Here is a 26,381-nt window from a genome sequence, read left to right on the forward strand (position 1 = left end):
GTTCGTGTCAGTTCAGGACTGTCGACTGCCTGAGCCGGTCGCGTGCCATATCCAGAAAGCTGCGCACCTTGACCGAAACGCGCCGTCCCTCGTAATGCACGAGGTGAACCGGCAAGGGTTCCGGCTCAAACTCCTCAAGCACAGCCTGCAACGTGCCGGACTGCAGATCCGGCCCGACCTGGTACGACAGGGCCCGGGTCAGACCCCAGCCGGACCGCGCCAATGAGGTCGCGGTCGCGACGCTCGTCACCGACAGTCTCGGATAGACCTTGACGATCCTGTCCTGCTCCTTCCCGAAACGCCATTCGTTTCCGGGCGTTACCGTGGCGGCGGCGACGATCTTGTGACCCGTCACGTCTTCCGGTGACCGTGGCACACCATGCTCCTTGAAATAGTCGGGCGATCCGCAAACGACGCGGCGCACGCTGCCGACCTTGACCGCCATCAGACCCGATGCCGAGAGAGGGCCGATGCGTACGCCAACGTCCAGGCCCTCCTCGGCCAGGTTCACGATCCGGTCGACCATCAGCATGCTTGCGGACACACCGGGGAACCTGTCGAGATATTCCGCGACAATCGGGGCGACATAGATGCGGCCGAATTCGACCGGCGACGTTACCCGCAGGTACCCCTTTGGTCTCCCGACCGCACCTGACACCGCCTCGTTCGCCGCGCTCAGATCCGCCAGAAATCCGCGCACCTCCTCCAGATAGGTGCGCCCGACATCCGTGAGCCGTACCACCCGCGTGGTGCGGGTGAACAGGCGCGCGCCGAGACGCTCCTCCAGTTCGTTGACCGCACGCGTCGCCGAAGGGGCGCTGATGCTCATTTGCCGGGCACCTGCTGCGAAGCTCTCCGCTTCGGCAACGGCCACGAAGACTTCCAGCGCCTGCAATCTGTCCAAGAGGACCTCCCGTTAATTTCATAATTTGTAATAATAACTTTCACTTTTCCATTATTCTTTCAAAACTTCAATGGCGCTACATGTGTCTCCATCGAATGGCACCGGGTTTCGGCCCAAACCAGCTTGGACGACACATGACACACAAAGCACCCCGCCACCCCTTGCCTCCCTTCACGGAAGAAACCGCACGTCAAAAGGTCCGCCTTGCCGAAGACGGCTGGAACTCCCGCGATCCGGCCAAGGTGGCGCTGGCCTATACGCCTGACAGCAAGTGGCGCAACAGATCAGAGTTTCCGAAGGGCCGAAAGGAGATCGAGGACTTCCTGACCCGCAAATGGGACAAGGAACTCGACTACCGGCTGATCAAGGAACTCTGGGCCTTCTCCGGCAATCGCATCGCCGTGCGCTATGCCTACGAGTATCACGACGACAGCGGCAACTGGTTCCGTGCCTATGGCAACGAGAACTGGGAGTTCGACGAGAACGGTTTCATGGCTCACCGCCACGCCAGCATTAATGAGAAACCGATCCGGGAAGACGACCGGAAGTTCCGCTGGCCGCTCGGCCGGCGTCCCGACGAGCACGCGGGACTGAGCGACTTCGGTTTCTGATCCCTCCAAACCAGCAAGGAAAGACGATCCCATGACCACACCAATCAAGCTCTACCGAAATGCCAAGTCCGGCCACTGCCACCGGGCTGAACTGATGCTGTCGCTTCTGGGCCTTCCCTACGAGGCCATCGATCTCGACATGGCGAACGGGGCGCACAAGGCACCGGACTTTCTGAAGATCAGCCCGTTCGGCCTGGTGCCCGCAATTAACGATGGCGGCTACACGCTTGCCGACAGCAATGCCATTCTCATCTATCTGGTGCAGACATATGCCAAGGGATCGGACTGGCTCCCTGACGACCCGAAGGAAGCCGCCGAAGTGCAGCGCTGGCTGACGGTTGCCGCCGACAACATCTATGCCGGACCGTGCGCCGCGCGGCTGGTGAAGGTGTTCAATGTACCGCTCGACCACAAGGCAGCCGTGAAAAAGGCACACGACCTCTTCAAGGTCATGGACGCGCATCTTGCGGATCGCGACTGGCTCGCAACCGGCAAGATCACCGTCGCCGATGTCGCGGGCTTCAGCTACATCGCCCACGCGCCGGAAGGCGGCATCGACCTTGCTCCCTACCCGAACATCCGCGCCTGGCTCGGACGGGTTGAAAACCAGACCGGTTTCGTCGGCATGGCAAGGTCGCCAATACCCGAACTCGCCTAGGAACCGCGACGGCGCGCCGGTGCCCCTTCTCTCCGGCGCTGCTGCTCTCCCGACAAAGGAACATCAAGATGCTGACGTCGCTCGCGAACAACCCGTTTCACTCCGGAGAACTGGAAGCCCAGGCACGCGCTGGTGTCGGCGATGTCGCCAAATGGGCCGGCGGCTTCATCCGCGACTACCTGCCCGAGCAGCATCGCCAGTTCCATACATCGCAGCCGTTCCTGGTGGTTGCCGGGGGTGATGACGACGGTCGAACCTGGATCACTATCGTCGACGGCCCGGAAGGGTTTGCGGCGTCACCCGATCCGCGCCGGATCACTCTGGCAACCGAGCTGGAGGTCAGCGATCCGCTTGCCGGAGCCTTCAGGAAAGGTTCCGACATCGGCGTGCTGGGGATCGAGCTTGCCACCCGTCGACGCAATCGCTTCAGCGGGCGGGTAAGCACAGGCACGGACGGTTACACAATCGATATCCGCCAGACCTTCGGCAACTGTCCGCAGTATATCCACGAACGCGCATGGTCGCGGGTTCCGAAACCCAATGCCGTTGAAGCGGCTCGCAGCACCTCCTTGAGCGAGGACCAGATCGCCAGGATTGCTTCAGCCGACACGCTGTTCATCGGATCAGGTCATCAGGGAGAAGACGGCGCCGCGTCAAATGGCTACGACGCCTCCCATCGCGGCGGTGCCCCCGGTTTCGTGCGGGTGGTGGACGGGACGCACCTTCGGATACCCGACTATGCGGGAAACAACTTCTTCAACACGATCGGCAATATCCTGTCGAACCCGCGCATTGGTCTTCTGTTCGTGGATTTCGAAACCGGAGGGCTGTTGCATCTTACCGGGCATGCCACGATCGATTGGGATCCGAAGGATGCGCACGACCAGGACGCCTGGCGCTTCATCGACGTGAAGGTCGATGCAGTCCTCGACCGTCCGGGCGCTGTCGGATTGCGCTGGACGAAACAGGACCACCTGTCGCGGCCCTTGCGGCTGGCGGAGCGCGTTGAGGAAACGCCGACCGTTACGTCCTTTTACCTTGAACCTGCCGACGGACGCCCCCTGGAGCCGTTTGCTCCGGGGCAGCATCTGCTGGTCGAAATCCGGATACCCGGACAGTCCGGGCCTTCCAGGCGCAGCTACTCGCTGTCGGGTTCCCCTGCCGACACGGCACGGTACCGGCTGAGCGTCAAGCGCGAAGACAAGGGGCTGGTATCGCGATACCTGCACGAGCACCTGCATGCCGGCGGCCTGATCGCTGCGCGCCAGCCATCGGGTGACTTTGTCATTCCCTGTGACGACTGCCCTTTGGTGCTGGTCAGCGCAGGTGTGGGGCTGACGCCGATGCTGTCGATGCTGCACGCAAGCGTTCAGCGGCGAAACCGCCCTGTCTGGTATGTGCACGGCACGCGAAACGGCCGCGATCACGCGTTGCGCGAGGAGGCCGATCGGCTGGTCGCCGCCAATGACCATTTGCGGAAGAAAATCTTTTACAGCCGGCCGGACGATTCCGATTTGCCCGGCAAGGACTATGACGCAAAGGGCCGTGTGACCGCCGAGAGACTGCTCGCGCTCGATACCGGCCCGGAGGCAAGATACATGCTTTGTGGTCCGGCTGCCTTTCTGTCGGATGTCCGGAACGGCCTCGAAGCTGCTGGCGTGCTGGCCGACCATATCCACTTCGAGACATTCGGACCGACCGGGTGAGCACCATGAAAGGATACGGAATCGCCGCGACACACGCAGAGGCCGTATCGCTGACAGACAGGATCAGGCTGCTGGAGAACATGCTTGTGGAGCGGGAACGGGAAATCCAACGCCTGTCGGACGAACTGCAGGCCTTGAGGCAAAGGGCATGGGCAACAGATGCCTGCGGAGACGATCTCTGGGATCTTGATTGACGATCGCACACGGTCACTGTGTCTGGATCGCAGGCCTTTCGCGCGGGGACAATCCGCCTTGGGACCGGACAGCCGATTGATCGCGGGACGCATCCGGTGTTTCATGCCGCGTCGTACCGCCCGTCGACAGCGCGCCCCGGAGCCGCTTCCCGTTTGAGAAAACGAAACCGAGACAGTCCATGACCGAGTTTCCCGTAACGATATCCCGCCTGAACCGTTTCCCGGTCAAGGGCATGAGCGCCGAGCCGCTCACTTCGGTGACGCTCGAAAAAGGGGAAGGCATTCCGGGTGATCGTCTCTACGGTTTTGCGCGATACGATTCCGGCTTTGACCCGGAAAACCCCGAGCCGTTGCCGAAGGAACGGTTTGTCGTGCTGGTGAAAGAGGCCGCGCTCGCGGGATTGAAAACGCGCTTCAGCCCCGATGGTCAAGTGCTCGAAATCAACGTTAAAGGAGAAGCGCACCGGTTCGACATGACCGGTTCGGACGGCCGCAGCGACGCGGCCCGCTTCCTGCACGATGTCTTGAGCCTGGGCGATCCCGAACCGCCCGTTTTCGTATCCTCGGCTCCGCACCGATTCACGGATGTCTCTGTCGTCTCCCCCCAGATGATGAATGCGATTTCCGTCTTGAACCTTGCGTCGGTGAATGCTTTTGGAGAGCGTCTGGGCACCGAGGTTCATCCGGGCCGCTTTCGGGCGAATATCGAGATCGACGGCCTGCCTCCCTTTTCCGAACTCGATGCCGTCGGCCAGGTGCTGGCATTCGGTGATGTGCGGCTGCGCATCCTGTCGCGCACCAGACGCTGCGCTGCCACAGAGGTGAACCCTGTGACTGCTGAAAGGGATCTGAAAGTGCCCTACCTGCTGCGCAAGGAACTCGGGCACCTGGACATGGGTGTCTATGTGGAGGTTGAAGCCGGCGGCCAGATCCGTGTGGGTCAGGATGGAACACTGAACCCTGAGGTCAACCAGGGATTGTTTTGAGACGCCGTTCCGATTTCCCACAAGGAATTGCAGGTCACCTTGCCCTGCAGGCGCTGCCACTCGTTGAGAAGCCTTGATGGCTCAGAAATGACGTCAGTTTCACGCGCGCTGCTGCTGACCCCGCCACAGGATGAACAGGCCCGAGACGACGATCAGTCCTGAGCCGACAAGCATCTCGAAACTGAGCTGTTCGCCGAAGACAAATACGCCGAGGGCAATTCCGAAAAGCAGGCGCGAATATCTGAACGGGGTTACGGCGGATACTTCTCCGGTCCGCATTGCCTTCATCAGGAAGGCATAGGCCGCGACACCGGAAAGGACAGCTCCGAGCAGCAATGCAGACAGCACGGGCTCCAGAGAAACAAATGCTTCGCCTTGGACCAGCGTATAGACGACACCTGCAATGACGACGGACAGGAAGCCGTAAAAGCCCAGCAGCACGGTTCCGATCGTGGCCGGCGCAATCCGGCTGGCGAGATCACGGCCGGCAAAACCGATCATTCCAACAACGGCGAGAAGCGAGAGCGGTGAGAACCCGTCCGTTCCGGGCCGGACAACGACGATGACGCCGGCGAGCCCGATCAGGATCGCAAGCCATCTGCGCCAGCCGACTTTTTCGTTGAACACCAGAACCGCTCCCGCGACGACCACAATCGGGGTCGCCTGGAGAATGACGGTGGCTGCAGACAGGGGGATAAGAGCGACGGCAAGCACGTAGAACAAGCGCCCGGTGATCTCGAATCCCGCCCTGACAAGCATCGGCCGGGAGACGACATCGCGGACGAACAGGGGCTCTCTGTTCCAAAGCGCAACGGCCGCAAAAACAATCATGCCGCCGACACCGAAGAGAAACAGGATCTGGCCGATTGGAAGCACGCTCGCAGCTGCCTTGACGAAGACGTCTTCAACGGCAAAGGCCGCCATGGACAGGATCATCCAGAGACTGCCGGCAAGGTTTGCCTTCCGGTCCGTTGCAATTGTCGTGGTCAAGGAGCCTCCAAGGGCGGGTTTCAGCCGTGTGGCAACCAATCGGTCCGCCGGGCAGTCTTCTTCCGACCCGTGGGGCAAATATCCCGTGCGGTCAAGCGAGAAGATGCGCCGTCTTTGGAAAACCGCTGAAGGCGCCCAACGGTTTGCACACCCGGCTTCCTACCTGGGCACCGGCCTCACAAACGCGTTCCGCGCATCTTCAACAGGTTCGCGGCAACAGCACCCTTCGAGGTGGTCATTGACCATGCCCATCGACTGCATGAAGGCGTATACCGTCGTTGGACCGACAAAACTCCAGCCGCGTTTTTTCAAGTCCTTGGACAGGGCCGTGCTTTCAGCGGTCTTTCCGAGCGTCCGTGCCGTGTCGAAATCAATTTTCGGCGGACGGTTTTCAGTCTTCGGCTCGAAAGACCAGAAATACGCGGCCAACGAGCCGAATTCCTTGTGCAGTTCCAGAGCGCGGTTGGCGTTGTTGATGGTCGATTCGATCTTCTTGCGGTGGCGCACGATGCCGGCGTCGGCAAGGCAGCGTTCGACGTCGTCCCCGGTGAAGGCCGCGACCTTGTCGAACTCGAAATTGGCGAAGGCAGCCCGAAACCCTTCGCGCTTTCTGAGGATCGTCAGCCAGGAAAGGCCGGACTGGAACCCTTCGAGACAGACCTTTTCAAACAGGCGGCGGTCATCGTCGACGGGCCAGCCCCATTCGGTGTCATGGTAGTGAAGATAGTCGTCAAGACCACCATGCCACCAGCAGCGGTCCTTGCCGTCCTCCCCCTTGAGAAGTCCCGTCACCGGATCGCGCTCTGGTTTCGCGCCTTTGCCCGCAGTCTGATCGGTCATGCCCCACCTGATATTCACTATTTGTTCTTTTTTCTAGCGGCTCGACTGCCGACATTCAAGTCGCGCAAGGCACAAAAAAGCCCGGCATGAGCCGGGCTTTGGATCTGCATTTTGTTTCAGGGTCACGCAAACAGGGCGTCGATGTCGTCCTGAGTGGCGACATCCGTGTCGCTTTCCAGCGCCGGGCCGTTGAGGAGAGCCGCATCGCCTTCCTTGCTTTCGCGCTCGTCGACGGAGATATCCTTGAATGTCTCGATGCCACCCCAGATGTCCATCATCTGCATGATCCTGTCTTCCACGAAACGCAACGTCCCGACCACCTTGGTGATGCGCTGGCCGGTGAGATCCTGGAAGTTGCAGGCCTCGAAGATCTGGACCACCTTGTCCTGGATATCGTTTGCCAGCTCGGAGTCTTCGCGGCTAACCCGGGCAGACAGGGTGTTTGCGGTTTCGTCGATGAATTCCGCGGCTGCAAGAATCGTTTCCGTTGCGCCTTCGGTCCCGTCGACAACCGCGTCAAGCTCGTTGGTCACGCGGGTCATTTCCTCGCCCTTTGACCCTGTCGTGTGGTGCAGGGTGGCGATTTCCTTCTTTGTCTGCGCGATCGCTTCGTAAATTGCGTCCAGCTCGACTTTCAGTTTCGCCGCCTCCGACAGTTCCTTGCGGAATTCGGACATGAACTTTTCGCCCATCTCTTCCGGGCTGAGCGCGTTTTCCTGAGCGGCTCCTCCCTGCCTGATAAGAGATCTGAGACTGCTGATTTCCGACAGCACTTCCTGGTGCCGACGTTCTTCGGCGAAGACGGGATCGTTGTCGACCCCGGAATTCATACGTATCAAGCTTTCCGCCCGAAAGGATCTCTTCACCGCGGCCATGCCAACTCCCGTCCCTTGCCCCACTGGCGCATTTAAGTACCCGTTAGCCGATTGATAGCAGGGGAAGTTTAAGGAAATGTTTTTGCCGTACCTGCTGAAATTTACAAAGGTCGGGCCGCATTTAGTTCCCCGTCTCATGTGTTTTTCCCAAACGGTTTGGTTATCTTTTTCTGCGAAGACTTGGAGCCACAGATCTGTGATCGGACGTAAACTGATCACGAATGCCGTGAAACCGGTGAACTTGTATGGCTGTAAAAGGCGTTCTGAAATATATGAAGAGTATGCGTATACGAAATCTGCCCGCTCTGTTGCTCAGTCTGCTTATGCCGGCGCTCGTCGCGGCCGGGCCGGTTCGCGCCGCAAACGATTCATTTTCAACCGAGGAAATCCTGAAGGGGTTTGAGAAAACCGTCTTCGGGCTGGAGTACCGCAGCTGGAGCTGGCGTCCCTATCTGGTGAAAAAATTCACGCAGCCGGTTACATTCTATGTTCACAGTCTTTCACGCCGCGACCGGACCCGCGTCGTGCACCGGTTCGTGCGCGAGATCGATCGGCGCATCGGCGGGCTCAAGACCCGCATCACCAACGACCCTGCTGCCGCTAACTTCGAAGTCTTCGTGGTTGATCGTGCCCAATATGTGCCCGTTGTTCAGCGCGACATTTACAAGAACGACCGGGCCAAGGTCCCGGGCCGGTGCCTCGTTCGTGTCGTGTCCGGGCGCAACGGGATCAAGAGATCCGCTGCTGTGATCGTTTCCGACGAGGGAGAGTTCCTGTTCAACCGCTGCCTTGTTGAAGAGATCCTACAGGGCCTCGGACCCATGAACGACAACCGCGATCTGACGCATTCCGTCTTTAACGATGCATCGCGGCACAGCCGTTTCACGATCTTCGACCAGATCATTTTGAACATGCTCTACGACCCGCGCATCCAGCCGGGGATGTCGATGAAGCAGACAAAGCCGATCCTGCCGCTGGTGGCCCGCGATGCGCGCAGGCGCGTGCGTTAACCAACGATCTTCGAAAACAACAAGGATTTCAGTAGCCCAGTTGGGCACGCTGCCGGACATGGGCACGACGCGCAGGTTCCGTTAATCCTGTTTCTCAAGACTTGAATAACCATAAGAAACATTTACCGAATTTCTCACTTCGGGATTCACTTTTGAAAGAACTTGCATCCGTATCATCCTTGCCAGTTCGTTAACCGGTCCGTTGAAATTGCCGGTGGACGTGGTCGAAGTTGAGTAAAGAGTGCCGCCATGTTCTTTTCAAAGAAACGTTCGCTGAACGTCTTGTTGCTTGCCGGAGCCGTCCTTGCCGGCACCGCGTTTTTCTCAGGTCCTGCCTCTGCCGGGCAGGTTGCCCCACCGCCGCTGGTTCTCAGCCCCAATCTCACCGAACCGTGGATGATGCAGTTGCAGCCGGGTGCCGTCAGACGCGCTGCCCCTGTCCAGCGCCGCCAGGTTCAGCAGCCGCAGGTCCGCCGCGCCAACTGGTGGTCGCGCCGGATGGAACCGGCGCGCCCGCAGCCGAAACGGCAGACGCGGCAGATCGCGCCCCAGTTCCTGCCGACAATCGTCGACTACAACGGCAAGCACAAACCCGGCACGATCGTGATCGATACCAATGCCCGTTTCCTCTATCTCGTTCAGTCGGATGGCACCGCGCGCCGTTACGGAGTGGGCGTCGGAAAGCCGGGCTTTGAGTGGGCCGGATCGCACCGGATTACACGGAAAGCGGAGTGGCCGGACTGGCGTCCGCCTGCGGCGATGCGCAAGCGCCGACCTGAGCTTCCCGCCTTCATGGCCGGCGGACCGGAGAACCCGCTTGGCGCACGCGCGCTCTATCTCGGATCGACCCTCTACCGCATCCATGGCTCCAACCAGCCCTGGACCATCGGGCACGCCGTTTCGTCGGGCTGCATCCGCATGCGCAACGAAGATGTCATGGACCTGTACCAGCGCGTCGGAGTCGGCACCAGGGTCTATGTTCTTTAAGGTACGGACTCAGTGTCCCAAACCGAACTGTAAACGCACGGCTTGTCCGTGCGTTTTGCTTCCCGGAGGAAGCTGCGCCTTGCACAAAGGCCTGTTTCTCTGCAGTTTGTCCGTGTGACCGAGCGAATCCCCGCTCTCATTTTTTCCAGGTCCAATGGGTATGACCCGGCGCTCCGACATCTTCTCCGCAAACTCCGACACGGCCTATTTCATCAAGGCCGCACTGGTCGGTCTTCTTGTCGGCGGACTGGCGACCGGCTTCCACGCGGGATTGGAATTCCTGTTTGGCCAATATAGTGCATTGAGGAGTTCGCTCGGCGGAGGGGTCCTTCCCTATGCCGTTTCGATCGTCCTCTCGGCATCCTGCGTAACCGCTGCCTTTCTGCTTGTACAACGGGTTGCTCCTGAAGCCGCTGGCAGCGGGATCCAGGAAATCGAAGGGGCGATGGAAGACAAGCGGCCGGTGCACTGGCCGCAGGTGCTCATCGCGAAGTTTTTCGGAGGGCTGCTCGCTCTGGGGTCCGGGCTTGTCCTCGGCCGGGAGGGGCCGACCATCCATATGGGTGCGATGACGGCGGAGGCCCTCTCGCGTTCTCACAACATGTCTTCCGCAGACCACAAGGGACTGCTTGCAGCCGGCGCTGCGGCAGGTCTGGCGGCCGCGTTCAACGCGCCGCTCGCCGCCATTTTGTTCATCGTCGAGGAAACGCGGCGGCAGTTCCCGTTCGGCTACCGGACCTATATGGCGGTCATCATTGCTTCGATCCTCAGCGCAGCCGTGACCGAGCAACTGACCCAGACGGGGCCCCTCCTCGTCGTCGATGTGAACTACCTTCCCGTTTGGAGCTATGTTCTTCTCGCCGTCCTGGGCATTTTCCTGGGTGCCTTGGGCGTTTTCTTCAACCGGGCGCTGATCACCGTGATGGATCTCTTTCTGAAGATCCCGAAAAGTCTGCGCTGGCTGCCTGCTCTGGCGATCGGTGCCGTTACCGGCATCCTGCTGAATGCGTTTCCGGACGCGACCGGTGGAGGCGAAGACCTCGTCCACGATCTCATCTCGAGCAACTACGGCGTCCTCACCCTGCTTCTGCTCACCTTTCTGAGGTTCGGCGGTGTTCTTTTTTCCTATGCGTCCGGTGTGCCGGGCGGCATTTTCGCCCCAATGCTTTCCATTGCGACCTGTGCAGGTCTTGCTTTCGGCGTGCTATCGGTCGAAATGCTGCCGATCGAAGACGATTTCCGCTCGGCCTGCGCTGTTGCTGCGATGGGCGGGTTTTTCGCCGCGTCCGTCCGTGCCCCGCTTGTCGGAGTCGTGCTGGTCATGGAGCTGACCGGTGCCTACGCGCTGATCATGCCGGTCCTCGTCACCTGTACGACGGCATCACTGACGGCGCATCATCTCGGTGGCAGCCCGATCTATGAAGAGTTGCTTGAGCGTACATTGCGGCTGTCCGGACAACCGCAGGATAGCGAACGGGACAAGACGCCGGTGCAGCTGGGAACACGCGAAAGCTGACTTCGGCCCGACCTGCCCCGAATTGCCCGCTACTCCGCGGCTTCCGCCTGACGTGATGCGAGCGCCTCCGGCTGCTTTCCACCATAGACCCAGTCGAGGAGTTCGGCGGTGTGAAGGATCGGAATCTCCGTTCCCAGGCCGATCTGGGTCATGCAGCCGATATTTCCCGTCGCGATGATATCAGGCGACGTTTTCTCGATGTTGGCGACTTTCCGGTCGCGGAGCCGTCTCGCGATTTCGGGCTGCATGATGTTGTAGGTCCCCGCCGATCCGCAGCACAGATGGCCTTCCGGCACATCTTTGACTTCAAATCCGGCGGCCTTCAACAGGTCTTTCGGTTGCCGCGTAATTTTCTGGCCGTGCTGCATGGAACAGGCCGAGTGATAGGCGACCGTCAAGCCGGGCTTGAGCGCAGGCGATCCAAGATCGATTTCCGTCAGAAACTCGGTGATGTCCTTTGCAAGCGCGGACACCCTGGCGGCTTTTTCAGCGTAGGCAGGATCCTCGCGCAGCATGTAGCCGTAGTCCTTGATGGTCGTGCCGCAGCCGGAGGCGGTGATCAGAACCGCGTCCAACCCCTCGCCGTCGGCCTCATTCATCCAGACGTCCACGTTCCGTCTGGCATTTTCCAGCGCAGCATCTTCCTTGCCCATGTGATGGACGAGCGCCCCGCAGCAGACCTCGCCTTTAGGCAGCACGATCTCATAACCTGCCCGCTTCAGCAGCCGGATCGTGGCATCGTTGATGGCCGGATTTAGCACCGGCTGGGCGCAGCCGCTCAACAGGGCCACGCGCCCCTTTCTGGTCTGTGTCTCGGGTGCGAAAACGCCCGGTCCTTCCAGTTCCCCGCGTATTGGTGCGGCGGCCGGCGCCAGTTCCAGCATGGCCCCCATCCGCGCGAGCGTTCCGCCCATCGACTTCAGGATCCCGGCAAAAGGCCGGCCGAAAAAGGCACCTATCAGCGCGAACCGGAAACGCTTCGGATATGGCAGGACGAAGGAAAGGATGCCGCGCATCAGGCGGTCCGGCAGCGGGCGCTTGTAGGTTTTTTCAATATGCGCGCGCGCATGATCCACCAGATGCATGTAATGCACCCCTGACGGGCAAGTCGTCATGCAGGCCAGGCAGGAGAGGCACCGATCAATATGCTTGACGATCTTGTCATCGGCCGGACGATCATTCTCGAGCATGTCCTTGATGAGGTAGATCCGGCCGCGCGGACTGTCGAGTTCGTCGCCAAGCAGCGTGAAGGTTGGACAGGTGGCCGTGCAAAATCCGCAATGAACGCATTTGCGCAGAATTTTCTCCGACTCCGCGACATGACTGTCTTTCAGTTGTTCTGCGGTGAAATTCGTTTGCATCGCGCTGCGCGCCCTCTCCATTGCTCCAGACAGCGCGATCGTAAGGGCTGGCCCAGAGGGGCACAAGGTACGTTTCCGGCATAAGGGTTTTGCAAAAAGGGACATTCTGTCCCATGCGCATTGTGCTGATGTCCTGCGACGGGGCGCAGGACACGCATTGCAATCCGACGGTTTTGGAACGCGCTGCCGGCGCTCAGAATATCCAGGTCTGCGGGTTGGGTATCGGCTCTCCGCGACCCGCCAACTGCAATCCCTTGATGCAGCGGATGATGGCCCAGACCAATGTCGCGAGCAGAACAAACACGCCGATAAACACGAACGTCAGGACGACGCCAATGATGCTGAAAAGAACCCCGATCCAGAAGGTCCTGATCTGGTAGATGTAGTGCGTATCGACCCAGTCGGCCGCCTTGCCCTTGTTCAGATAGGCAAAGATCACGCCGACAATGGAAGTGATCCCGACAATGACGCTCACGAGATAAAGAATGTAGATCAGCGTGGCATTCTTGCCGCCCGGTTCCATGTACCCGGCGACATCACTTTGGTCGTTCATATCCCCCACTCCGCTCAAACTCGTGCGTCTTCACACTTTTCAATTCCCGTTCCTGCCGCGAGGCAGGCAACGCCGGTTTCACCCTATGCGACGGCCCTGGAAATGCAACATATTTGGCTGGAAGCATCCGGCGGTTGCGCGCGCGCAAGTGACGACGGCGCCGCCGTCACATGCCTGCGGCCATGCGCCCCGGATTGAGGATCCCGTGTGGATCGAACTGTGCTTTCAGACGCGCCGACAAGGAGGCGAGCGGTGTCGGTTGCGGTTGAAAGACGTCCATGTTGGAGCGAACGGACGGCACCGCGCGCACAAGGGTTGCATGACCACCACCGATCTCGGCAAGCGTTGCACGAATTTCGCTCTCGTGAACAAGACCATCGGGAAGGCTCACCCAGAGGAGGCCGCCGCTCCAATCGTAAAATGCCTCGACATCAAGCCTGCCACGCAGCAGATCGACCAGTTTCGGGCCTTGCGTCGGAGCAACCGAAACACGCCAGACCGGCGCGTTCGATCCGGCAAACGGTTCGACATCCCTGATCGTCCGCCAAAGCGACCGCGAGTCCTCTTCGGCAAGCCGTTCCGGTGAACCGAAGGCACTCAGCAGCTGCTGCAGTCCCTTGAACCGGTAGTCAACCGATGTTTCGAACCCTTCGAGGCGAAGGATCGTGCGGCTCCTGTCCCCGCCGACACCGGCCGGGAGATGCGCTGCGCCGGAGACTTCCGCCGACGATCCCATCGCCTGGCAAAGGGCCGCAATCGCGCGGTCGTCTCCCAGCCCAGACAGGACGAAGGAAGCGGACGTTTCCGGTTTCGGGTTGACCTTCAACGTGACGGTCGAGGCGACCGCCAGGGTGCCAAAGGAACCGCAGAGCGCTCTCGGCAGGTCGTAACCGGTCACGTTCTTGACCACCTTGCCTCCGGAATTGAAGATTTCTCCGCGCCCGGACACCGCTTCCATGCCGAGAACATGATCCCGCGCCGCGCCCGCCTTGATGCGGCGCGGCCCCGAGAGGTTGGCGGCCAGAACGCCGCCGACGGTCCCTTTTCCGGGGTCGACACCTTGCAGTGGTCCATAGTCCATCGGCTCGAAGGAAAGTTCCTGCGCGTTTTCGTCAACGAGTTTCTCAACCTCGGCGATCGGCGTACCGGCCTTCACGGTGAGAATAAGTTCCGCCGGTTCGTAACTCTCTATCCCCGTGACGGCGGACAGGTTCAGCACATGCGCGGCCTGAACCGGGCGCCCGAGACCGCGCTTGGAGCCTTCGCCTATGATTTCAAGCGGCTGCTCTTCTGCGGCAGCCCATTTGACCGCGTCTTCTATTTCCTGCGTCGTCCGCGGTTTCAGTGTCGCATCCATTTATCGTGATCCTCAGAACCGGGGAATGTCGGGGAACGGCAACTGGCCCTTGTGGACGTGCATCTTGCCCAGTTCCGCGCAGCGATGCAGCACGGGAAACACCTTGCCCGGATTGAGAAGGTGTTTTTCATCAAACGCGCATTTGACGCGCTGCTGCTGTTTCAGGTCCGCATCGGTAAACATGTCCGTCATCAGATCGCGCTTTTCGATCCCGACGCCGTGTTCACCGGTCAGAACGCCGCCGACCTCGACGCACAGGCGCAGGATATCAGCACCGAATTCTTCTGCTGCATCCAGTTCGCCCGGCTTGTTCGCGTCGTAGAGAATGAGCGGGTGGAGATTGCCGTCTCCGGCATGGAAGACGTTGGCGACGCCGAGCCCGTGCTTTTCGGAAAGCTCGCGCATACGCGCCAGAACCTTGGGCAATTCCCGGCGGGGTATGGTGCCATCCATGCACAGGTAGTCCGGAGAGATCCTGCCGACGGCGGGAAAAGCGGCCTTGCGTCCGGCCCAGAACGTCATGCGCTCTTCTTCGCTCTCAGATATACGCACGTGGCTTGCCTGGTTCTGCCTGGCGATCTCCTCTACGCGCCCGATCAGGAAATTGACTTCGTCCTCCGGCCCGTCCAGTTCGACGATAAGCAGCGCTTCCACATCCCGCGGGTAACCGGCATTGACGAAATCCTCGGCCGCGTGAATCGCGGGCTTGTCCATCATCTCCATGCCGCCGGGAATGATGCCTGCGGCGATGATGTCGGCCACGCAGCGCCCGCCATCTTCGCTCGTCGGGAACCCGATCAGGAGCGCGCGCGCCGTTTCTGGCTTTTGCAGGATCCTCACCGTCACTTCCGTCACCACGCCCAGCAATCCTTCTGAGCCTGTCATCAGTGCCAGAAGATCATAACCTTCGCTGTCGAGATGTTTTCCGCCGAGCCGAACCACTTCACCGTTGATCAGCACCATTTCCAGGCCAAGCACGTTGTTTGTCGTCAGGCCGTATTTGAGGCAGTGCACGCCGCCGGAGTTTTCCGCGATGTTGCCGCCGATGGAACAGGCGATCTGCGACGACGGGTCGGGCGCGTAGTAAAAGCCCTCGTGCTCCACCGCCCGCGTGATCCCCAGGTTCGTGACGCCGGGCTGAACGACCACTGCCCGATTGTCGAAATCGATGTCCAGAACCCGGTTGAACTTCATCATGGAGAGCAGGACGCCATCAGCCAATGGCAGCGCGCCGCCGGACAGAGATGTGCCAGCGCCGCGCGGCACCACCTTCACGTCATTGTCATGGCAGTATTTCAGAACCTTCGAAACCTGCTCGACGGTTTCGGGCAGCACCACGATCAGCGGCAACTGGCGATACGCGGTCAGGGCATCGGTCTCGTAGGCGCGCATTTCGCGCTCTTCGTGGATTACGCCTTCTCCGGGCACGATTGCCTGAAGGGCCTTCAATATGTCCTGGCGGCGGGCAAGAACGTCGTCGTCCGGTGCAGGCATCGCGATCGCGGTCACGGGTGTCTCCTTGCAGTTTTCATTTAATTGATCCAGTCGGCTCGTCCGGTCGTAACACTGTCTGGTAGTTCAGCGGCTTTCCCAGAATGTGACAAGTCCTGTCAGGTTGGGAAGTGTTCGCAGGACCATAATTGTCTTTCTGAGAGATTGAAAATGAGCAATCTGACGGACATGGAAATCTTTGCGCGCGTGGTCAGCTCGGGCAGCATGTCGGCTGCCGGCCGCGAAATGAGCTTGTCACCCGCTGTGGTTTCCAAGCGAATCCGCCGGCTCGAAGAAAAACTCGGGACACGCCTCCTTCAAAGAACGACACGCCAAATCGCAATGACGGAAGCCGGCCAGGGATTCTATGAGCGCGTTGTTGCGATCCTCGCCTCCGTGGAAGAGGCGGAATCCTTCGTGTCGCGCGGGTCGGCAAAGGCGCGCGGCAATCTGCGCGTTGCAGTCCCGACATCGTTCGGGCGTCTGCATATCGCACCGCATCTCGGACGGTTCCTGGCCGAAAACCCGGATCTTGCCGTCAACCTGGACCTGTCGGACGACTTCGTCGATATCGTCGGTGACGGCTACGACCTGGCGGTCCGCATTGCCGAGTTGTCGGATTCCAGCCTGGTCGCCCGCCGCCTGGCACCGGTGCACCGCATCTTGTGCGCAAGCCCGGGTTATCTCGAAAAATATGGGACACCGCAGAGTATCGAAGACCTTGCGAGCAACCATGTGACACTTGCGGCGACCAGCCAGGACCCTTGGCGCCTCGCCGGGCCGCAGGGCATTGAAACCGTGAGGACGCAGGCACCGCTCAAGACCAACTCAAACGAGGTTGTCCGGGAGTGTCTGCTCGAAGGCGTCGGCATTGCTCTTCGCTCGACTTGGGACATTGGCCCGGAACTGCGCGAAGGCAAACTGAAGATCCTGCTGCCGCACTACCGGGCGTCCAAGGATGTCGGGCTCTATGCCGTTTACCCGAGCCGGCAGTTCCTTCCGGCCAAGGTCAGGGTGTTCATCGACTTCCTGGCGAAACTCTACGGATCGTCCCCCTACTGGGATGCTGGTCTCGACGACTGGCTCCGGTTACCGAGCAACGCCAAAGCGGGTTGATCACTCGCTTTTGAGGAATGCGTCAAGGGATTGCGCATTAGTATCTCTGCTGATGCGACCGCACGTCACTTGCACTTTTGAGTGCCATCCTGTTGTCTGTGACGGGTGCTCATGCACGCAAGTTGAGGGAGAGATGTATGCAGCGACTGCTGATGATCGCCGGAACCGCGCTTCTGGCCATGACAGCCCACGCAAGCGCCGAGGGCGATCCTGCAAAGGGTGAGAAAATCTTCAAGAGATGTGCCGCTTGCCACGCAGTTGGCGAAAACGCCAAAAACAAGGTTGGCCCGCAGCTCAACGGGATCATTGACGCCGGATGGGGCCGCATTGAAGGGTTCAAGTACTCCAACAACCTCGTCGAGCTCAGCGACGGCAAGGTTTGGGATGCGGCAACGCTGGACATTTACCTGACCAAGCCGAAGGACCTGATTCCAAAGGGCAAGATGGCATTTGCCGGCCTGCGCAAGGAGGAAGACCGCGCGAACGTGATCGCGTATCTGGCGCAATACAACGACGACGGTACCACCAAGTAAGAGTGAACCAAATCAACGACGCAAGAGGCCGGGACATCCCGGCCTTTTTCATTCTCCGGTATGATGCTTGCGAATACGCCGGACGGTCCACCAGATCAGCAACACGACCAGCGGCACCGCGAGGCCTGTGGTTATGTTGGCATTGGGAACCGGCAATCCCGCCTCCTTGGCTGCCTTGGCAAGATACGAAACGAGCCCGACGATATAGTAGCTGACTGCGGCTACCGACAGTCCTTCGACGGTCTGCTGCAATCTCAGCTGCAGCCGCGCGCGGCGATTCATGGACTGCAGGAGGCTGCGATTCTGGCGCTCAAGTTCGACATCGACGCGTGTGCGCAAGAGCGTTGTCGCGCGGGCCAGTTTTCTTGAGAGCATTGCCTGCCTGTCCTCGATCGCCTGGCAGGTCCGCATCGCAGGTGCAAGCCGCCGTCCGAGAAACGAAGACATCGACAACTCGCCGGGTGCCGCCGTTTCCTTCAGCGTGCCAAAGCGGGCCTTGACGATCTGATCGTAGGCGCGGCTCGCCCCGAACCGGAACGTGCTCGCGGTTGCCCCGGCCTCCAGCCCGGCGGCCAGTTCGGTGAATTTGTCGAGCAGCTCCTGGTTTGCACCAAGAGCCGACGCGTCTTTCATCTGCCCGGTCAATTCCGCAAGCTCGATTTCCGCACGCCTGATCTCAGGCTGCAGGCCGCCCGCCTCGAACAGGCCGAGCATCGCGAGCGTTCTGTAGGTTTCGATTTCCAGAAGCCTCTGGACGACAGCTCCGGCCTGCACGTCGCTCAGCGACCGGTTGAACACCAGGATGCGCGTCAGTCCGTCACCGTCCTGCCGAAAATCCGTTGCCGCGATGGCCGCATCGTCTTCCAGGGTCGACACGGTCAGGCTGCTTTCATCGAACTGATCGCGCCAACCGCTTTCTTCCAAGGGTTCACGCAGCTCAAGACGCACGGCGACGAGGAGATCGCCCGGAGCGCGAAACGCGGCGCCGAACGGATGAGTGTCGGAAAGCTGTCCAAAAATGCGATCACGCGCTGCCGCGCCATCCCAGGTATAGGTTGTGAATTCGGCGTGTTGTTCCCAGCTCAACGTGCCACTCCCAAAGGAAAGGGTGTGATGCCTTGTGCCTGCAACAGGACCCGGAGCGCCTCTGGATACGCAAAACTCGGAAAGCCATGCCTGGTCCGCGGCGGCCTCTTCGGTATTCGTCAGAAAAGCATAGTGAAGCACCGTGCGCGGACCGGTAAGCGGCCGGAACGGACGGGCATGGACTTCGCCCAGTACCTTCTCACGCATTGGTGACGTGCGAAAGGTTGGTAGTGACGACCCGTTTTCCGATCCCTGTCCCAAAGTACTTGCCCCTGCCCTGATGAAGAACACCCTACTTTGCTCATACCGGGCGCGTTATACCAAGGTCTAATATTGTCACAGGCGGAACATTGCCGCACGGGCGACTTTCTATTGCTTTTTCTAATTGGATAAAAAAATTGACCAATTTTAAAATCACCCCTATGGTGCGCCGGAACACCGGGGACCTGGCAACATGTTTCAGCCTGTCGATCATCAAAAAACGGCCGATGCCGCAGTTGAACAGATTGAAAACCTGATCCTGAAAGGCGTCCTGCACTCGGGCGACCGGCTGCCGTCGGAGCGTGACTTGGCGGAGCAGATGAAAGTGTCGCGGCCGGTCTTGAGGGATGCGCTCAAGATCCTCGAAGAGCGTCGCCTGATCGAAGCCCGCCGCGGCGGTGGGACTTTCGTGTGCGATCTCATCGGACCGATCTTTTCCGACGCCGTCATCGATCTTATTGCGCGGCATCCCTCCGCGATCAGCGACTATTTCGAGTTTCGAAGGGGCATCGAGGGTCAGGCGGCAGCCCAGGCGGCGATGCGAGCCGCCCCTTCCGACATCGAGCGTCTTGAAGAGATCGTCCGGCAGATGCACAGCGCGCATAAGGCGGAAGACCTGACCGCCGAAGCGCTGCTCGATGTCGATTTTCACCACGCGGTCGGTGAAGCCGCCCACAACGTCGTCATGCTGCATACGCTTCGTTCTTGCTACCGATTGCTCGAAAACGGCGTCTTCTACAATCGCGGACGGCTCTATCACCACCCAACCGCACGCAATGAATTGCTGCAGCAACACAGCGCGATCGCGCGCGCAATCTGCGAGGCCGATCCGGTCGGCGCGCGGCGCGCCTCGGAAGAACATATCGACTATGTGCGCGGAACCCTGAGCGAGGCCGAGCAGCTCGATCAACGCGAGCGGCTGGCTGAACTCAGACGCGTCAAACCCCTCAAGAAATCTGCAAGATCCTGAAAATCCGGGAGGATGAACCATGACAATCGTAACCGATGTTGCCGATATGCAGGCGCTGGCGAAACGCCGGGTCCCGAAAATGTTCTACGACTATGCCGACACCGGCTCCTGGACACAAAGCACCTACCACGCAAACGAGGCCGCACTGCAACGCCAGAAGCTGCGCCAACGCGTTGCGCGGAACATCGACAACAGGTCAGTCAAAAGCACCATGACCGGACAGGATGTTTCCATGCCTGTCGCGCTTGCGCCGGTCGGCCTGACCGGGATGCAACATGCAGACGGCGAAATCCTTGCGGCTCAGGCGGCCGAAGAATTCGGCGTTCCGTTCACACTGTCGACAATGAGCGTTTGCTCGATTGAGGACGTTGCGGAGCACACGAAAAATCCGTTCTGGTTCCAGCTTTATGTCATGCGCGACCGGGGTTTTTCCGAAAGCCTCATGCAGCGGGCCAAGGCCGCCGACTGCTCCGCCCTCGTGCTCACACTGGATCTCCAGGTTCTCGGGCAGCGTCACCAGGACATCAAGAACGGCCTGAGCACGCCTCCGAAACCGAAACCGCATGTCCTTCTGGACCTTGCGTTCAAGCCGCGCTGGTGTCTGAACATGCTCCAGACAAAACGGCGGGAGTTCGGCAACATCACCGGTCATGTGTCCGGCGTGGACGACATGTCCTCACTGGCGGAATGGACCGCGAGCCAGTTCGACCCGACGCTTGACTGGTCGTCCGTTGAGTGGGTCAAGAAGCATTGGGACCGCAAGCTGATCCTCAAGGGCATCAATGATGTCGAGGACGCAAAAACGGCTGCGGATATCGGTGCCGATGCAATCGTGGTCTCGAACCACGGCGGCCGCCAGCTCGACGGTGCCCTTGCCTCCTACGACGTACTCGGCGACATCGTCGACGCTGTCGGCGACCGGATCGAAGTCCAGTTCGACGGCGGCATACGTTCGGGACAGGACGTTTTCCGGGCGGTCGCAATGGGTGCGCACGGCACCTATATCGGCCGTGCGTTCATCTATGGTCTCGGGGCAATGGGAAAACCCGGCGTCACGAAGGTTCTGGAGATGATCCACAAGGAACTCGACGTGACCATGGGTCTGTGCGGCGAGACCGACATCACGAAGGTCGGCCGGCACAATCTGGTTCTCTAGGGCCAGGACCTAGAGGAGCCCGAGCCAGGCTTCGGCGATGGCCGCGCCGATCCGGTCCGCCTCGCCTGCGTTCAGCCTGGCCTCCCGCTCCATGCGCTCAGGCCAGTCGGGCGTATGGGGCAGGATCTCGTCCGCAAGATGATGCGACCACCTGGTAACGTCCTCAAGCGCGGCCTCGAAGTGAAACTGGATGGCATAGGTGGCACGTCCCATCCGGAACGCCTGAATCGGCGTCATCCTGCTCTGCGCGAGATGCACGGCGCCCCTGGGAAGCGACACGGTGTCGGTGTGCCAGTGAAAAAGCGGTCCGCCATCGCCGAGCGCCTTGAGCACCGGATCGTTTCGTCCCGCCGTAGTGGGTGTCACGGGGTGCCAGCCAAACTCGATCGGCCGCGCAAGGATATTGGTGCCGCCGAAAGCCCGCGCGATCAACTGGCACCCGAGACAGATACCGAGCACCGGATTGCCAGCTTCGTGGAAACGTAGGATCAGGTCGCACACGCCCGGCAAAAACGGATATTGGGCATCGGCAAGCGCGTCCTGCCCACCACCAAGCACCACCAGGCCGCAGTAGCCATCGGCGCTGTCCGGCACGCGCTCCCCTTCATGTGCTCTGACGACAAGGTACGGGACACCAGCGGCATCCGCCGTCCTGCCGAACGCCGCAAGATCGGCCTTCGGATAGTTTTCAATCACCAGCAGCGGCATCTTCCGAAACAACTCCGTATCCGGCGTCGGGGATCAATTCGCCAAGACGTTAATCATCTGAGGCGGTGATGAAAACATCAAAAACAATCATTTGCGCTGAAGTGAACCTGTCGCCACATTCCACGCAACAGTTTTCAGAACATGGTGTTTTCATGAGTGTCGCCTCCCCCGCGCTGCGCCGCGATTCGAGCGGTTTTACGACCACAGACTATGCTCTTTATGCGGTCACCGTGATTGCGTGGGGCGTCAGCTGGATCGCCATGAAAAGCCAGGTTGAGACGGTCGCTCCCGAGGTGTCTGTTTTCTGGCGCTTTGTGCTGGCTGCCGCGCTGATGATGGCGTGGGCAAAGATCCGCGGGCACGCGCTCACTTTCGGTATGCGAGAGCACATCAGGTTCGCGGGGCTTGGAGCGCTGCTGTTCTCGACGAACTTCACCCTGTTCTATTACGGCGCAATGCAGATCCCATCCGGCCTGCTCGCGGTGATTTTCTCCACGGCCTCGATATTCAACCTGTTCCTCGGTCTGGTTCTGTTCGGCCAGCGTCCCAACCTGCTTGCGCTCGCTGCCGGCATCATGGGGTTTGCCGGAATTGCGCTCATGTTCCTGCCGAAATTTGCCGGTGCCGAATTCAACACGCATGCCGCCATCGGGCTGGGCATGTGCATTGCCGGAACCTTGTCCTTCTGTTTCGGCAACATGCTGTCAGCAGATACCCAGCAACGCGGGATCGGCGTTGTTCCTGCCGCGGCCTGGGGAATGGTTTACGGAGCTGTCCTGCTCGGCCTGTTTTCAGCGCTTCGGGGGCAGAGTTTCGCCGTCGAATGGTCATACGCCTATTTCGGAGGGCTTGTTTACCTTGCGATCGTCGCCTCCGTGATCGCCTTTGCGTCCTACCTGACGCTGCTTGGCCGGATCGGTTCAGCCCGTGCCGGCTACGCGACGGTCATGTTTCCCGTCGTGGCGCTTACGCTTTCGACCATTTTTGAAGGCTACCAGTGGACGCCCATCGCGGCGCTCGGTCTCGTATGCGTTCTGGGTGGAAACATCATGATGCTGAAGGCGCGCTGACTCGCTCCGAGACTATTCCGCGGCTAGCTGAGCGGCGGACGTGCCGACATTACCGATTGCCGCGATCAGGTGATTGCACAGCGTGTCATGCATTGCCTCGCGCGCTGCATCCGAACGCAACAGCGCAATGTCGCACGAAGGAAGCGTCGGGAAGCCGTCCCGTTCATCCAGAATGCGCATGCCGTCGCGGATCGCGCTTTCCGGAAACACGGTCACGGCCAGTCCGGCCTGAACGGCCCCGACGAGGGCAGCGGCGCTGGAACTCGTGTAGGAAACACGGTAGCGCCGTCCTGCCCGGTCGAGAGCATCCATGGACATGCGCCGCCAGCCACAAGACGCAGGCCCAAGCGCGAGCCGGACAATGTCCTGCGTATGCGCGCAATGCTGTGTGGACGTCACCCAGTATAGCGGTTCCCGGCGAATGATCTCGCCTCTCAGATCCATGGTGTCGCTGGACGTTGTGATTGCCACATCCAGCGTGCCTTCGCGGATGGATTCGGTCAGCTTGCTGCTGCCGGAGCACTCGACCTGCACCTCGATGGACGGGTTCAGCCTGTTGAATGCCGCCAGCACCTGGGGCAGGAGACGGTCCGCATAATCATCCGGCACGCCGAGCTTCACATGACCCACTTCCTTCTGGCCATTGAACGCAGACAGCGTCTCGTCATTCAGTAGAATCATGCGCCTGGCAAACTCGACCAGGCGCTGTCCGTCTTCCGTCAGACGCGACTGACGGCCGTCCTTGATGAAAATGGGCTGACCGACACGCTCCTCCAACCGTCTCATCTGCATCGATACGGCGGATTGGGTCTTGTGAACGGCTTCACCAGCCTTGGTGAAGCTGCCCAGCTCGGCAATCGCTAAAAACGTGCGGAGCTGATCAATGTCCAGCGCGTGATTCATCGGAATACTCCGCGGTTCAACCACATATCAAGCGGATGATTTGAGATTCGAATTGATTGATCGAAGATACATCAATGTTTCTTACATTACAAACGAAATTTCAAACCTTCCGAATAGGTAATCATCCTTCAAGACACTGAATTTATTTGTTTATCTCAAAGCCGCACGTTACTCGGCCGCTTGGGGCACCGAAAGATTGTCGAGCGAAGAAACGATATGCTCCACCAGGGCGTCGGTCACACGCGAACTGTTGTGCCAGGACCGCATGATGCCGATTTCGCAATCCGGAAGTTTCGGAAATCCGTCGGCTTCCGTGAGCACGCGCATGCCGGATCGCAAGGCACTTTCCGGCAGAACGGATATGGCAAGACCCGCCAGAACGGCGGCCCCGACCGCCGTCGAATTCCAACTGGAATAAAGGAGACGATGCTCCCGCATCTGGTCGCCCAGCGCGTTGATCGCGGCTTTGCGCCAGTCGCATGTCGCGCGGCCTAGGGCAAGCGGAAGCGGCGATTCGTTTTCAATCGCGTGGCGCGCGGAGGCCACCCACAAAAGCGGCTCGCGCCGCACCAGATCGACGTGTTTGCGCCCCTTCTTCTGGACATGGGTGATGATCGCCACATCCAGTTCGCCCTCGGCGATCATGTCGGCCAGATTTGGCGTCGGCGCACAAACGACGCTCACCTCCGCCTTGGGATTGGACCTTGAGAACCGCGCCAGGATTTCAGGCAGAAACCGGTCCGCATAGTCGTCGGGAGTGCCAAGACGCACGAGACCGGCAAGCTCCGAATCATCGAATGCCGCGAGCGTTTCATCGTTCAGTTGAACCAGACGCCGCGCATAGTGCAACAGGCGTTCGCCGTGCTCGGTCAGCCGGGACTGGCGACCTACCCTGACGAATAGCGGCTTGCCGATCCGTTCCTCCAGCCGCCGCATCTGCATCGACACGGCGGACTGGGTCTTGTGCACGTTTTCGGCGGCCCTGGTGAAACTGCCGCTTTCCGCAATCGCGACGAATGTCCTTAGCTGATCAAGATCGAGCATATGCGCCCCAATGATAAGAGATCGTCATGTTTATCATGAGACCCATTCGAAGGTGAAATGATTATTCTCCCGCACCACGCCACACGGCCAATTTCCAGCGGGCCACTCTCACATCACAGTTTCTGATCTATCTCATCACAAACATTCGTTGGATTTATGTTTGGAGAATGGGCATCTTGAGGATGTTCCTCAAACAACGACCGCCACGACTGGCGCGGAACAGGCTGCCGACACTCCCGTCGGCCGCTCACAGGAGACTTTTGCCATGACGCATTTCGCAAGCATCCCCTTCGTCGCTCTTCTCGGGCAGATGGCTGCCCGTGCATGGCGTGTGTTTACCAACCGGCGCCATGTGAACGAGCTCACACATTGGTCCGATGAACAACTCAAGGACATTGGCCTGACGCGGAGCGACGTTCGACGCGCGTTGGCCCAACCGTTCTATCGAGACCCGACATCTGTTTTGAGCACGACAACGATATTCGGCGGCGCATTCAATCTCAGCGCAGCCAATGGAGTTCTGGAGAAGCAGCCCCTGATCCTTATCGAAGGACACAAGGGAAAATCAGGACAGATTGCAGCCTGAGTTCTTCCAGCGTCCCCGGATTTGCAGCCCCTGTCGGCAAGCCTTGCTGACGAAAACTGACCCGCCCCCGGCGGGTCTTTTTTTACTTGTCCTCGTCCAGGTCGCGCGCGGCTTTCTCGAAGAAGCTATCAAAAGCCCTGAACTGGTTTGACTGAAAGTCGCGTCCGGCCGCCATCCAGCCCGAAACCATTTCGTCGAATTCCGACGCCTGTTCCTCTGCGGCATCCTCCTCTTCAGGAAGATCTTCCTCCGGCTCGGCTTCCTCGGCATATTCCGCCGGCTCGCTGACGATGCTCGCCGGCTGCAAGAACGATCCCCAAAACGCTTTCATCGCGTCGGCATAGCCCTGCATGTAATCGACTGGTGTCGGCTGCGGTTTCGGGCGCCCGCGGGCGAAACCGCGCAAGTACGCGTCCAGCAGGTTGCGGGCCTCACCTTGCAGGAAGGGCCGCGCAACCTGGCCCATGGCCAGGGTGGCAGCAACGGGCATCATCTCCTGGATCGCATCGCTTTGAAGACCGGTCAGACCCGAAATCTGTGCAGCAAGCGCGTTTTGAACGGCCTCCGGACCGAAGAACGGCGTCAGCGCCGTTCCGGACGCGTTTTGCATGAAGCTGGAAAAAGGTGAGGCCTCATCGGTTCCAAATGACGCCGGCACACCGGGAAACTCAGCAAAGCCGGGCACGGCGCTGCCAAAATACCGGAAGCCGTTCAGAGCTGCCGGCAAGAGCTGTTCCATGACCTTGCTCAGATCGTCGTTAGACCAGCCGAAGCGCTCCCTGACATCCTCCGACAAGGAAAATACGTCAAACGGAGGCATCCCCATTTCGCTGCCAATCATGGCATAGCTCCCTCTGATCCGGGCAAGGCCTTGAGACATAAGGCCATCCCGGAGAAGAGTGGCCCTTT

General features: G+C 59.9%; 27 protein-coding genes. 14 read left to right on the top strand and 13 right to left on the bottom strand.

The window, feature by feature from the left end:
• Positions 1-7 precede the first annotated feature (7 nt).
• On the bottom strand, positions 8-904 hold the full coding sequence (locus tag RDA78_RS00180; RefSeq protein ID WP_434053361.1) for a LysR family transcriptional regulator: 897 nt from the start codon (positions 902-904) through the stop codon (positions 8-10).
• Between the two features lie 134 nt (positions 905-1,038).
• Here RDA78_RS00180 and RDA78_RS00185 point away from each other — a divergent pair, with 134 nt between their 5' ends.
• From RDA78_RS00185 to RDA78_RS00205, 5 genes are all read left to right on the top strand, one after another.
• Positions 1,039-1,515 carry a DUF1348 family protein gene (locus tag RDA78_RS00185; RefSeq protein WP_434053362.1) on the top strand — a complete coding sequence of 159 codons (477 nt, stop codon included), beginning with the start codon at positions 1,039-1,041 and terminating at the stop codon, positions 1,513-1,515.
• A 31-nt stretch (positions 1,516-1,546) separates the two neighbouring features.
• Positions 1,547-2,173, top strand: a complete 627-nt coding sequence (locus RDA78_RS00190) for a glutathione S-transferase family protein (RefSeq protein ID WP_434053363.1) — start codon at positions 1,547-1,549, stop codon at positions 2,171-2,173.
• A 68-nt stretch (positions 2,174-2,241) separates the two neighbouring features.
• Complete coding sequence (locus tag RDA78_RS00195) at positions 2,242-3,879, top strand: pyridoxamine 5'-phosphate oxidase family protein (protein ID WP_434053364.1); 1,638 nt, start codon at positions 2,242-2,244, stop codon at positions 3,877-3,879.
• Between the two features lie 5 nt (positions 3,880-3,884).
• Positions 3,885-4,073, top strand: coding sequence for a hypothetical protein (locus tag RDA78_RS00200; RefSeq protein ID WP_434053365.1), 189 nt, complete (start codon positions 3,885-3,887; stop codon positions 4,071-4,073).
• A gap of 179 nt (positions 4,074-4,252) precedes the next feature.
• Positions 4,253-5,059, top strand: coding sequence for an MOSC domain-containing protein (locus RDA78_RS00205; protein WP_434053366.1), 807 nt, complete (start codon positions 4,253-4,255; stop codon positions 5,057-5,059).
• Between the two features lie 99 nt (positions 5,060-5,158).
• Here RDA78_RS00205 and RDA78_RS00210 read toward each other — a convergent pair whose 3' ends face one another.
• The 3 genes from RDA78_RS00210 to RDA78_RS00220 all read right to left on the bottom strand — a co-directional run bounded on the left by RDA78_RS00210 (position 5,159) and on the right by RDA78_RS00220 (position 7,719).
• The gene (locus RDA78_RS00210) at positions 5,159-6,049 is read right to left on the bottom strand and encodes a DMT family transporter (RefSeq protein ID WP_434053367.1); all 891 of its coding nucleotides are present in this window, start codon (positions 6,047-6,049) and stop codon (positions 5,159-5,161) included.
• Between the two features lie 159 nt (positions 6,050-6,208).
• Positions 6,209-6,889 carry a DNA-3-methyladenine glycosylase I gene (locus tag RDA78_RS00215; RefSeq protein ID WP_434053368.1) on the bottom strand — a complete coding sequence of 227 codons (681 nt, stop codon included), beginning with the start codon at positions 6,887-6,889 and terminating at the stop codon, positions 6,209-6,211.
• Positions 6,890-7,011: 122 nt separating this feature from the next.
• The gene (locus RDA78_RS00220) at positions 7,012-7,719 is read right to left on the bottom strand and encodes a protein phosphatase CheZ (protein ID WP_434056079.1); all 708 of its coding nucleotides are present in this window, start codon (positions 7,717-7,719) and stop codon (positions 7,012-7,014) included.
• 326 nt (positions 7,720-8,045) lie between these two features.
• Here RDA78_RS00220 and RDA78_RS00225 point away from each other — a divergent pair, with 326 nt between their 5' ends.
• From RDA78_RS00225 to clcA, 3 genes are all read left to right on the top strand, one after another.
• Positions 8,046-8,774 carry a DUF2927 domain-containing protein gene (locus RDA78_RS00225; RefSeq protein ID WP_434053369.1) on the top strand — a complete coding sequence of 243 codons (729 nt, stop codon included), beginning with the start codon at positions 8,046-8,048 and terminating at the stop codon, positions 8,772-8,774.
• Positions 8,775-9,023: 249 nt separating this feature from the next.
• Positions 9,024-9,761: a L,D-transpeptidase gene (locus RDA78_RS00230; protein ID WP_434053370.1), complete on the top strand. Its 738-nt coding sequence runs from the start codon at positions 9,024-9,026 to the stop codon at positions 9,759-9,761.
• A 160-nt stretch (positions 9,762-9,921) separates the two neighbouring features.
• Positions 9,922-11,277: a H(+)/Cl(-) exchange transporter ClcA gene (clcA, locus tag RDA78_RS00235; protein WP_434053371.1), complete on the top strand. Its 1,356-nt coding sequence runs from the start codon at positions 9,922-9,924 to the stop codon at positions 11,275-11,277.
• A gap of 29 nt (positions 11,278-11,306) precedes the next feature.
• Here clcA and glcF read toward each other — a convergent pair whose 3' ends face one another.
• The 4 genes from glcF to RDA78_RS00255 form a co-directional block, all read right to left on the bottom strand.
• Positions 11,307-12,638 (bottom strand): glycolate oxidase subunit GlcF, encoded by a 1,332-nt coding sequence (gene glcF, locus RDA78_RS00240; RefSeq protein WP_434053372.1) that lies wholly within the window; start codon positions 12,636-12,638, stop codon positions 11,307-11,309.
• Positions 12,639-12,831: 193 nt separating this feature from the next.
• Positions 12,832-13,191, bottom strand: a complete 360-nt coding sequence (locus RDA78_RS00245; RefSeq protein WP_434053373.1) for a DUF4870 family protein — start codon at positions 13,189-13,191, stop codon at positions 12,832-12,834.
• Between the two features lie 166 nt (positions 13,192-13,357).
• The gene (glcE, locus tag RDA78_RS00250) at positions 13,358-14,548 is read right to left on the bottom strand and encodes a glycolate oxidase subunit GlcE (RefSeq protein ID WP_434053374.1); all 1,191 of its coding nucleotides are present in this window, start codon (positions 14,546-14,548) and stop codon (positions 13,358-13,360) included.
• A 12-nt stretch (positions 14,549-14,560) separates the two neighbouring features.
• Positions 14,561-16,042: an FAD-linked oxidase C-terminal domain-containing protein gene (locus tag RDA78_RS00255; protein WP_434056080.1), complete on the bottom strand. Its 1,482-nt coding sequence runs from the start codon at positions 16,040-16,042 to the stop codon at positions 14,561-14,563.
• A gap of 168 nt (positions 16,043-16,210) precedes the next feature.
• Here RDA78_RS00255 and RDA78_RS00260 point away from each other — a divergent pair, with 168 nt between their 5' ends.
• Both RDA78_RS00260 and RDA78_RS00265 read left to right on the top strand, forming a co-directional pair.
• The gene (locus RDA78_RS00260; RefSeq protein ID WP_434053375.1) at positions 16,211-17,155 is read left to right on the top strand and encodes a LysR family transcriptional regulator; all 945 of its coding nucleotides are present in this window, start codon (positions 16,211-16,213) and stop codon (positions 17,153-17,155) included.
• A 137-nt stretch (positions 17,156-17,292) separates the two neighbouring features.
• Complete coding sequence (locus RDA78_RS00265) at positions 17,293-17,688, top strand: c-type cytochrome (RefSeq protein WP_434053376.1); 396 nt, start codon at positions 17,293-17,295, stop codon at positions 17,686-17,688.
• A 48-nt stretch (positions 17,689-17,736) separates the two neighbouring features.
• On the opposite strand, the gene RDA78_RS00270 is transcribed toward RDA78_RS00265, so the two are convergent.
• The gene (locus RDA78_RS00270) at positions 17,737-18,981 is read right to left on the bottom strand and encodes a DUF3422 family protein (protein ID WP_434053377.1); all 1,245 of its coding nucleotides are present in this window, start codon (positions 18,979-18,981) and stop codon (positions 17,737-17,739) included.
• Positions 18,982-19,228: 247 nt separating this feature from the next.
• Between RDA78_RS00270 and RDA78_RS00275 the strand changes: the two genes are divergently transcribed.
• A complete protein-coding gene (locus RDA78_RS00275; protein ID WP_434053378.1) occupies positions 19,229-20,005 on the top strand; it encodes a FadR/GntR family transcriptional regulator in 777 nt (258 codons plus the stop codon).
• Between the two features lie 19 nt (positions 20,006-20,024).
• The gene (locus tag RDA78_RS00280; RefSeq protein WP_434053379.1) at positions 20,025-21,161 is read left to right on the top strand and encodes an alpha-hydroxy acid oxidase; all 1,137 of its coding nucleotides are present in this window, start codon (positions 20,025-20,027) and stop codon (positions 21,159-21,161) included.
• A gap of 9 nt (positions 21,162-21,170) precedes the next feature.
• On the opposite strand, the gene RDA78_RS00285 is transcribed toward RDA78_RS00280, so the two are convergent.
• Complete coding sequence (locus RDA78_RS00285; RefSeq protein ID WP_434053380.1) at positions 21,171-21,881, bottom strand: type 1 glutamine amidotransferase; 711 nt, start codon at positions 21,879-21,881, stop codon at positions 21,171-21,173.
• Positions 21,882-21,937: 56 nt separating this feature from the next.
• Here RDA78_RS00285 and RDA78_RS00290 point away from each other — a divergent pair, with 56 nt between their 5' ends.
• The gene (locus RDA78_RS00290) at positions 21,938-22,939 is read left to right on the top strand and encodes a DMT family transporter (RefSeq protein ID WP_434053381.1); all 1,002 of its coding nucleotides are present in this window, start codon (positions 21,938-21,940) and stop codon (positions 22,937-22,939) included.
• A gap of 12 nt (positions 22,940-22,951) precedes the next feature.
• On the opposite strand, the gene RDA78_RS00295 is transcribed toward RDA78_RS00290, so the two are convergent.
• Together RDA78_RS00295 and RDA78_RS00300 are read right to left on the bottom strand one after the other, a co-directional pair.
• A complete protein-coding gene (locus RDA78_RS00295) occupies positions 22,952-23,842 on the bottom strand; it encodes a LysR substrate-binding domain-containing protein (RefSeq protein WP_434053382.1) in 891 nt (296 codons plus the stop codon).
• A 168-nt stretch (positions 23,843-24,010) separates the two neighbouring features.
• The gene (locus RDA78_RS00300) at positions 24,011-24,886 is read right to left on the bottom strand and encodes a LysR substrate-binding domain-containing protein (RefSeq protein WP_434053383.1); all 876 of its coding nucleotides are present in this window, start codon (positions 24,884-24,886) and stop codon (positions 24,011-24,013) included.
• Positions 24,887-25,151: 265 nt separating this feature from the next.
• On the opposite strand from RDA78_RS00300, the gene RDA78_RS00305 reads away from it, so the two are divergent.
• On the top strand, positions 25,152-25,472 hold the full coding sequence (locus tag RDA78_RS00305) for a DUF1127 domain-containing protein (protein WP_434053384.1): 321 nt from the start codon (positions 25,152-25,154) through the stop codon (positions 25,470-25,472).
• Positions 25,473-25,554: 82 nt separating this feature from the next.
• On the opposite strand, the gene RDA78_RS00310 is transcribed toward RDA78_RS00305, so the two are convergent.
• Positions 25,555-26,313, bottom strand: a complete 759-nt coding sequence (locus RDA78_RS00310) for a DUF937 domain-containing protein (protein WP_434053385.1) — start codon at positions 26,311-26,313, stop codon at positions 25,555-25,557.
• Positions 26,314-26,381 lie beyond the last annotated feature (68 nt).

It is taken from the genome of Roseibium sp. (genome assembly GCF_051016195.1).
Lineage (GTDB): Bacteria > Pseudomonadota > Alphaproteobacteria > Rhizobiales > Stappiaceae > Roseibium.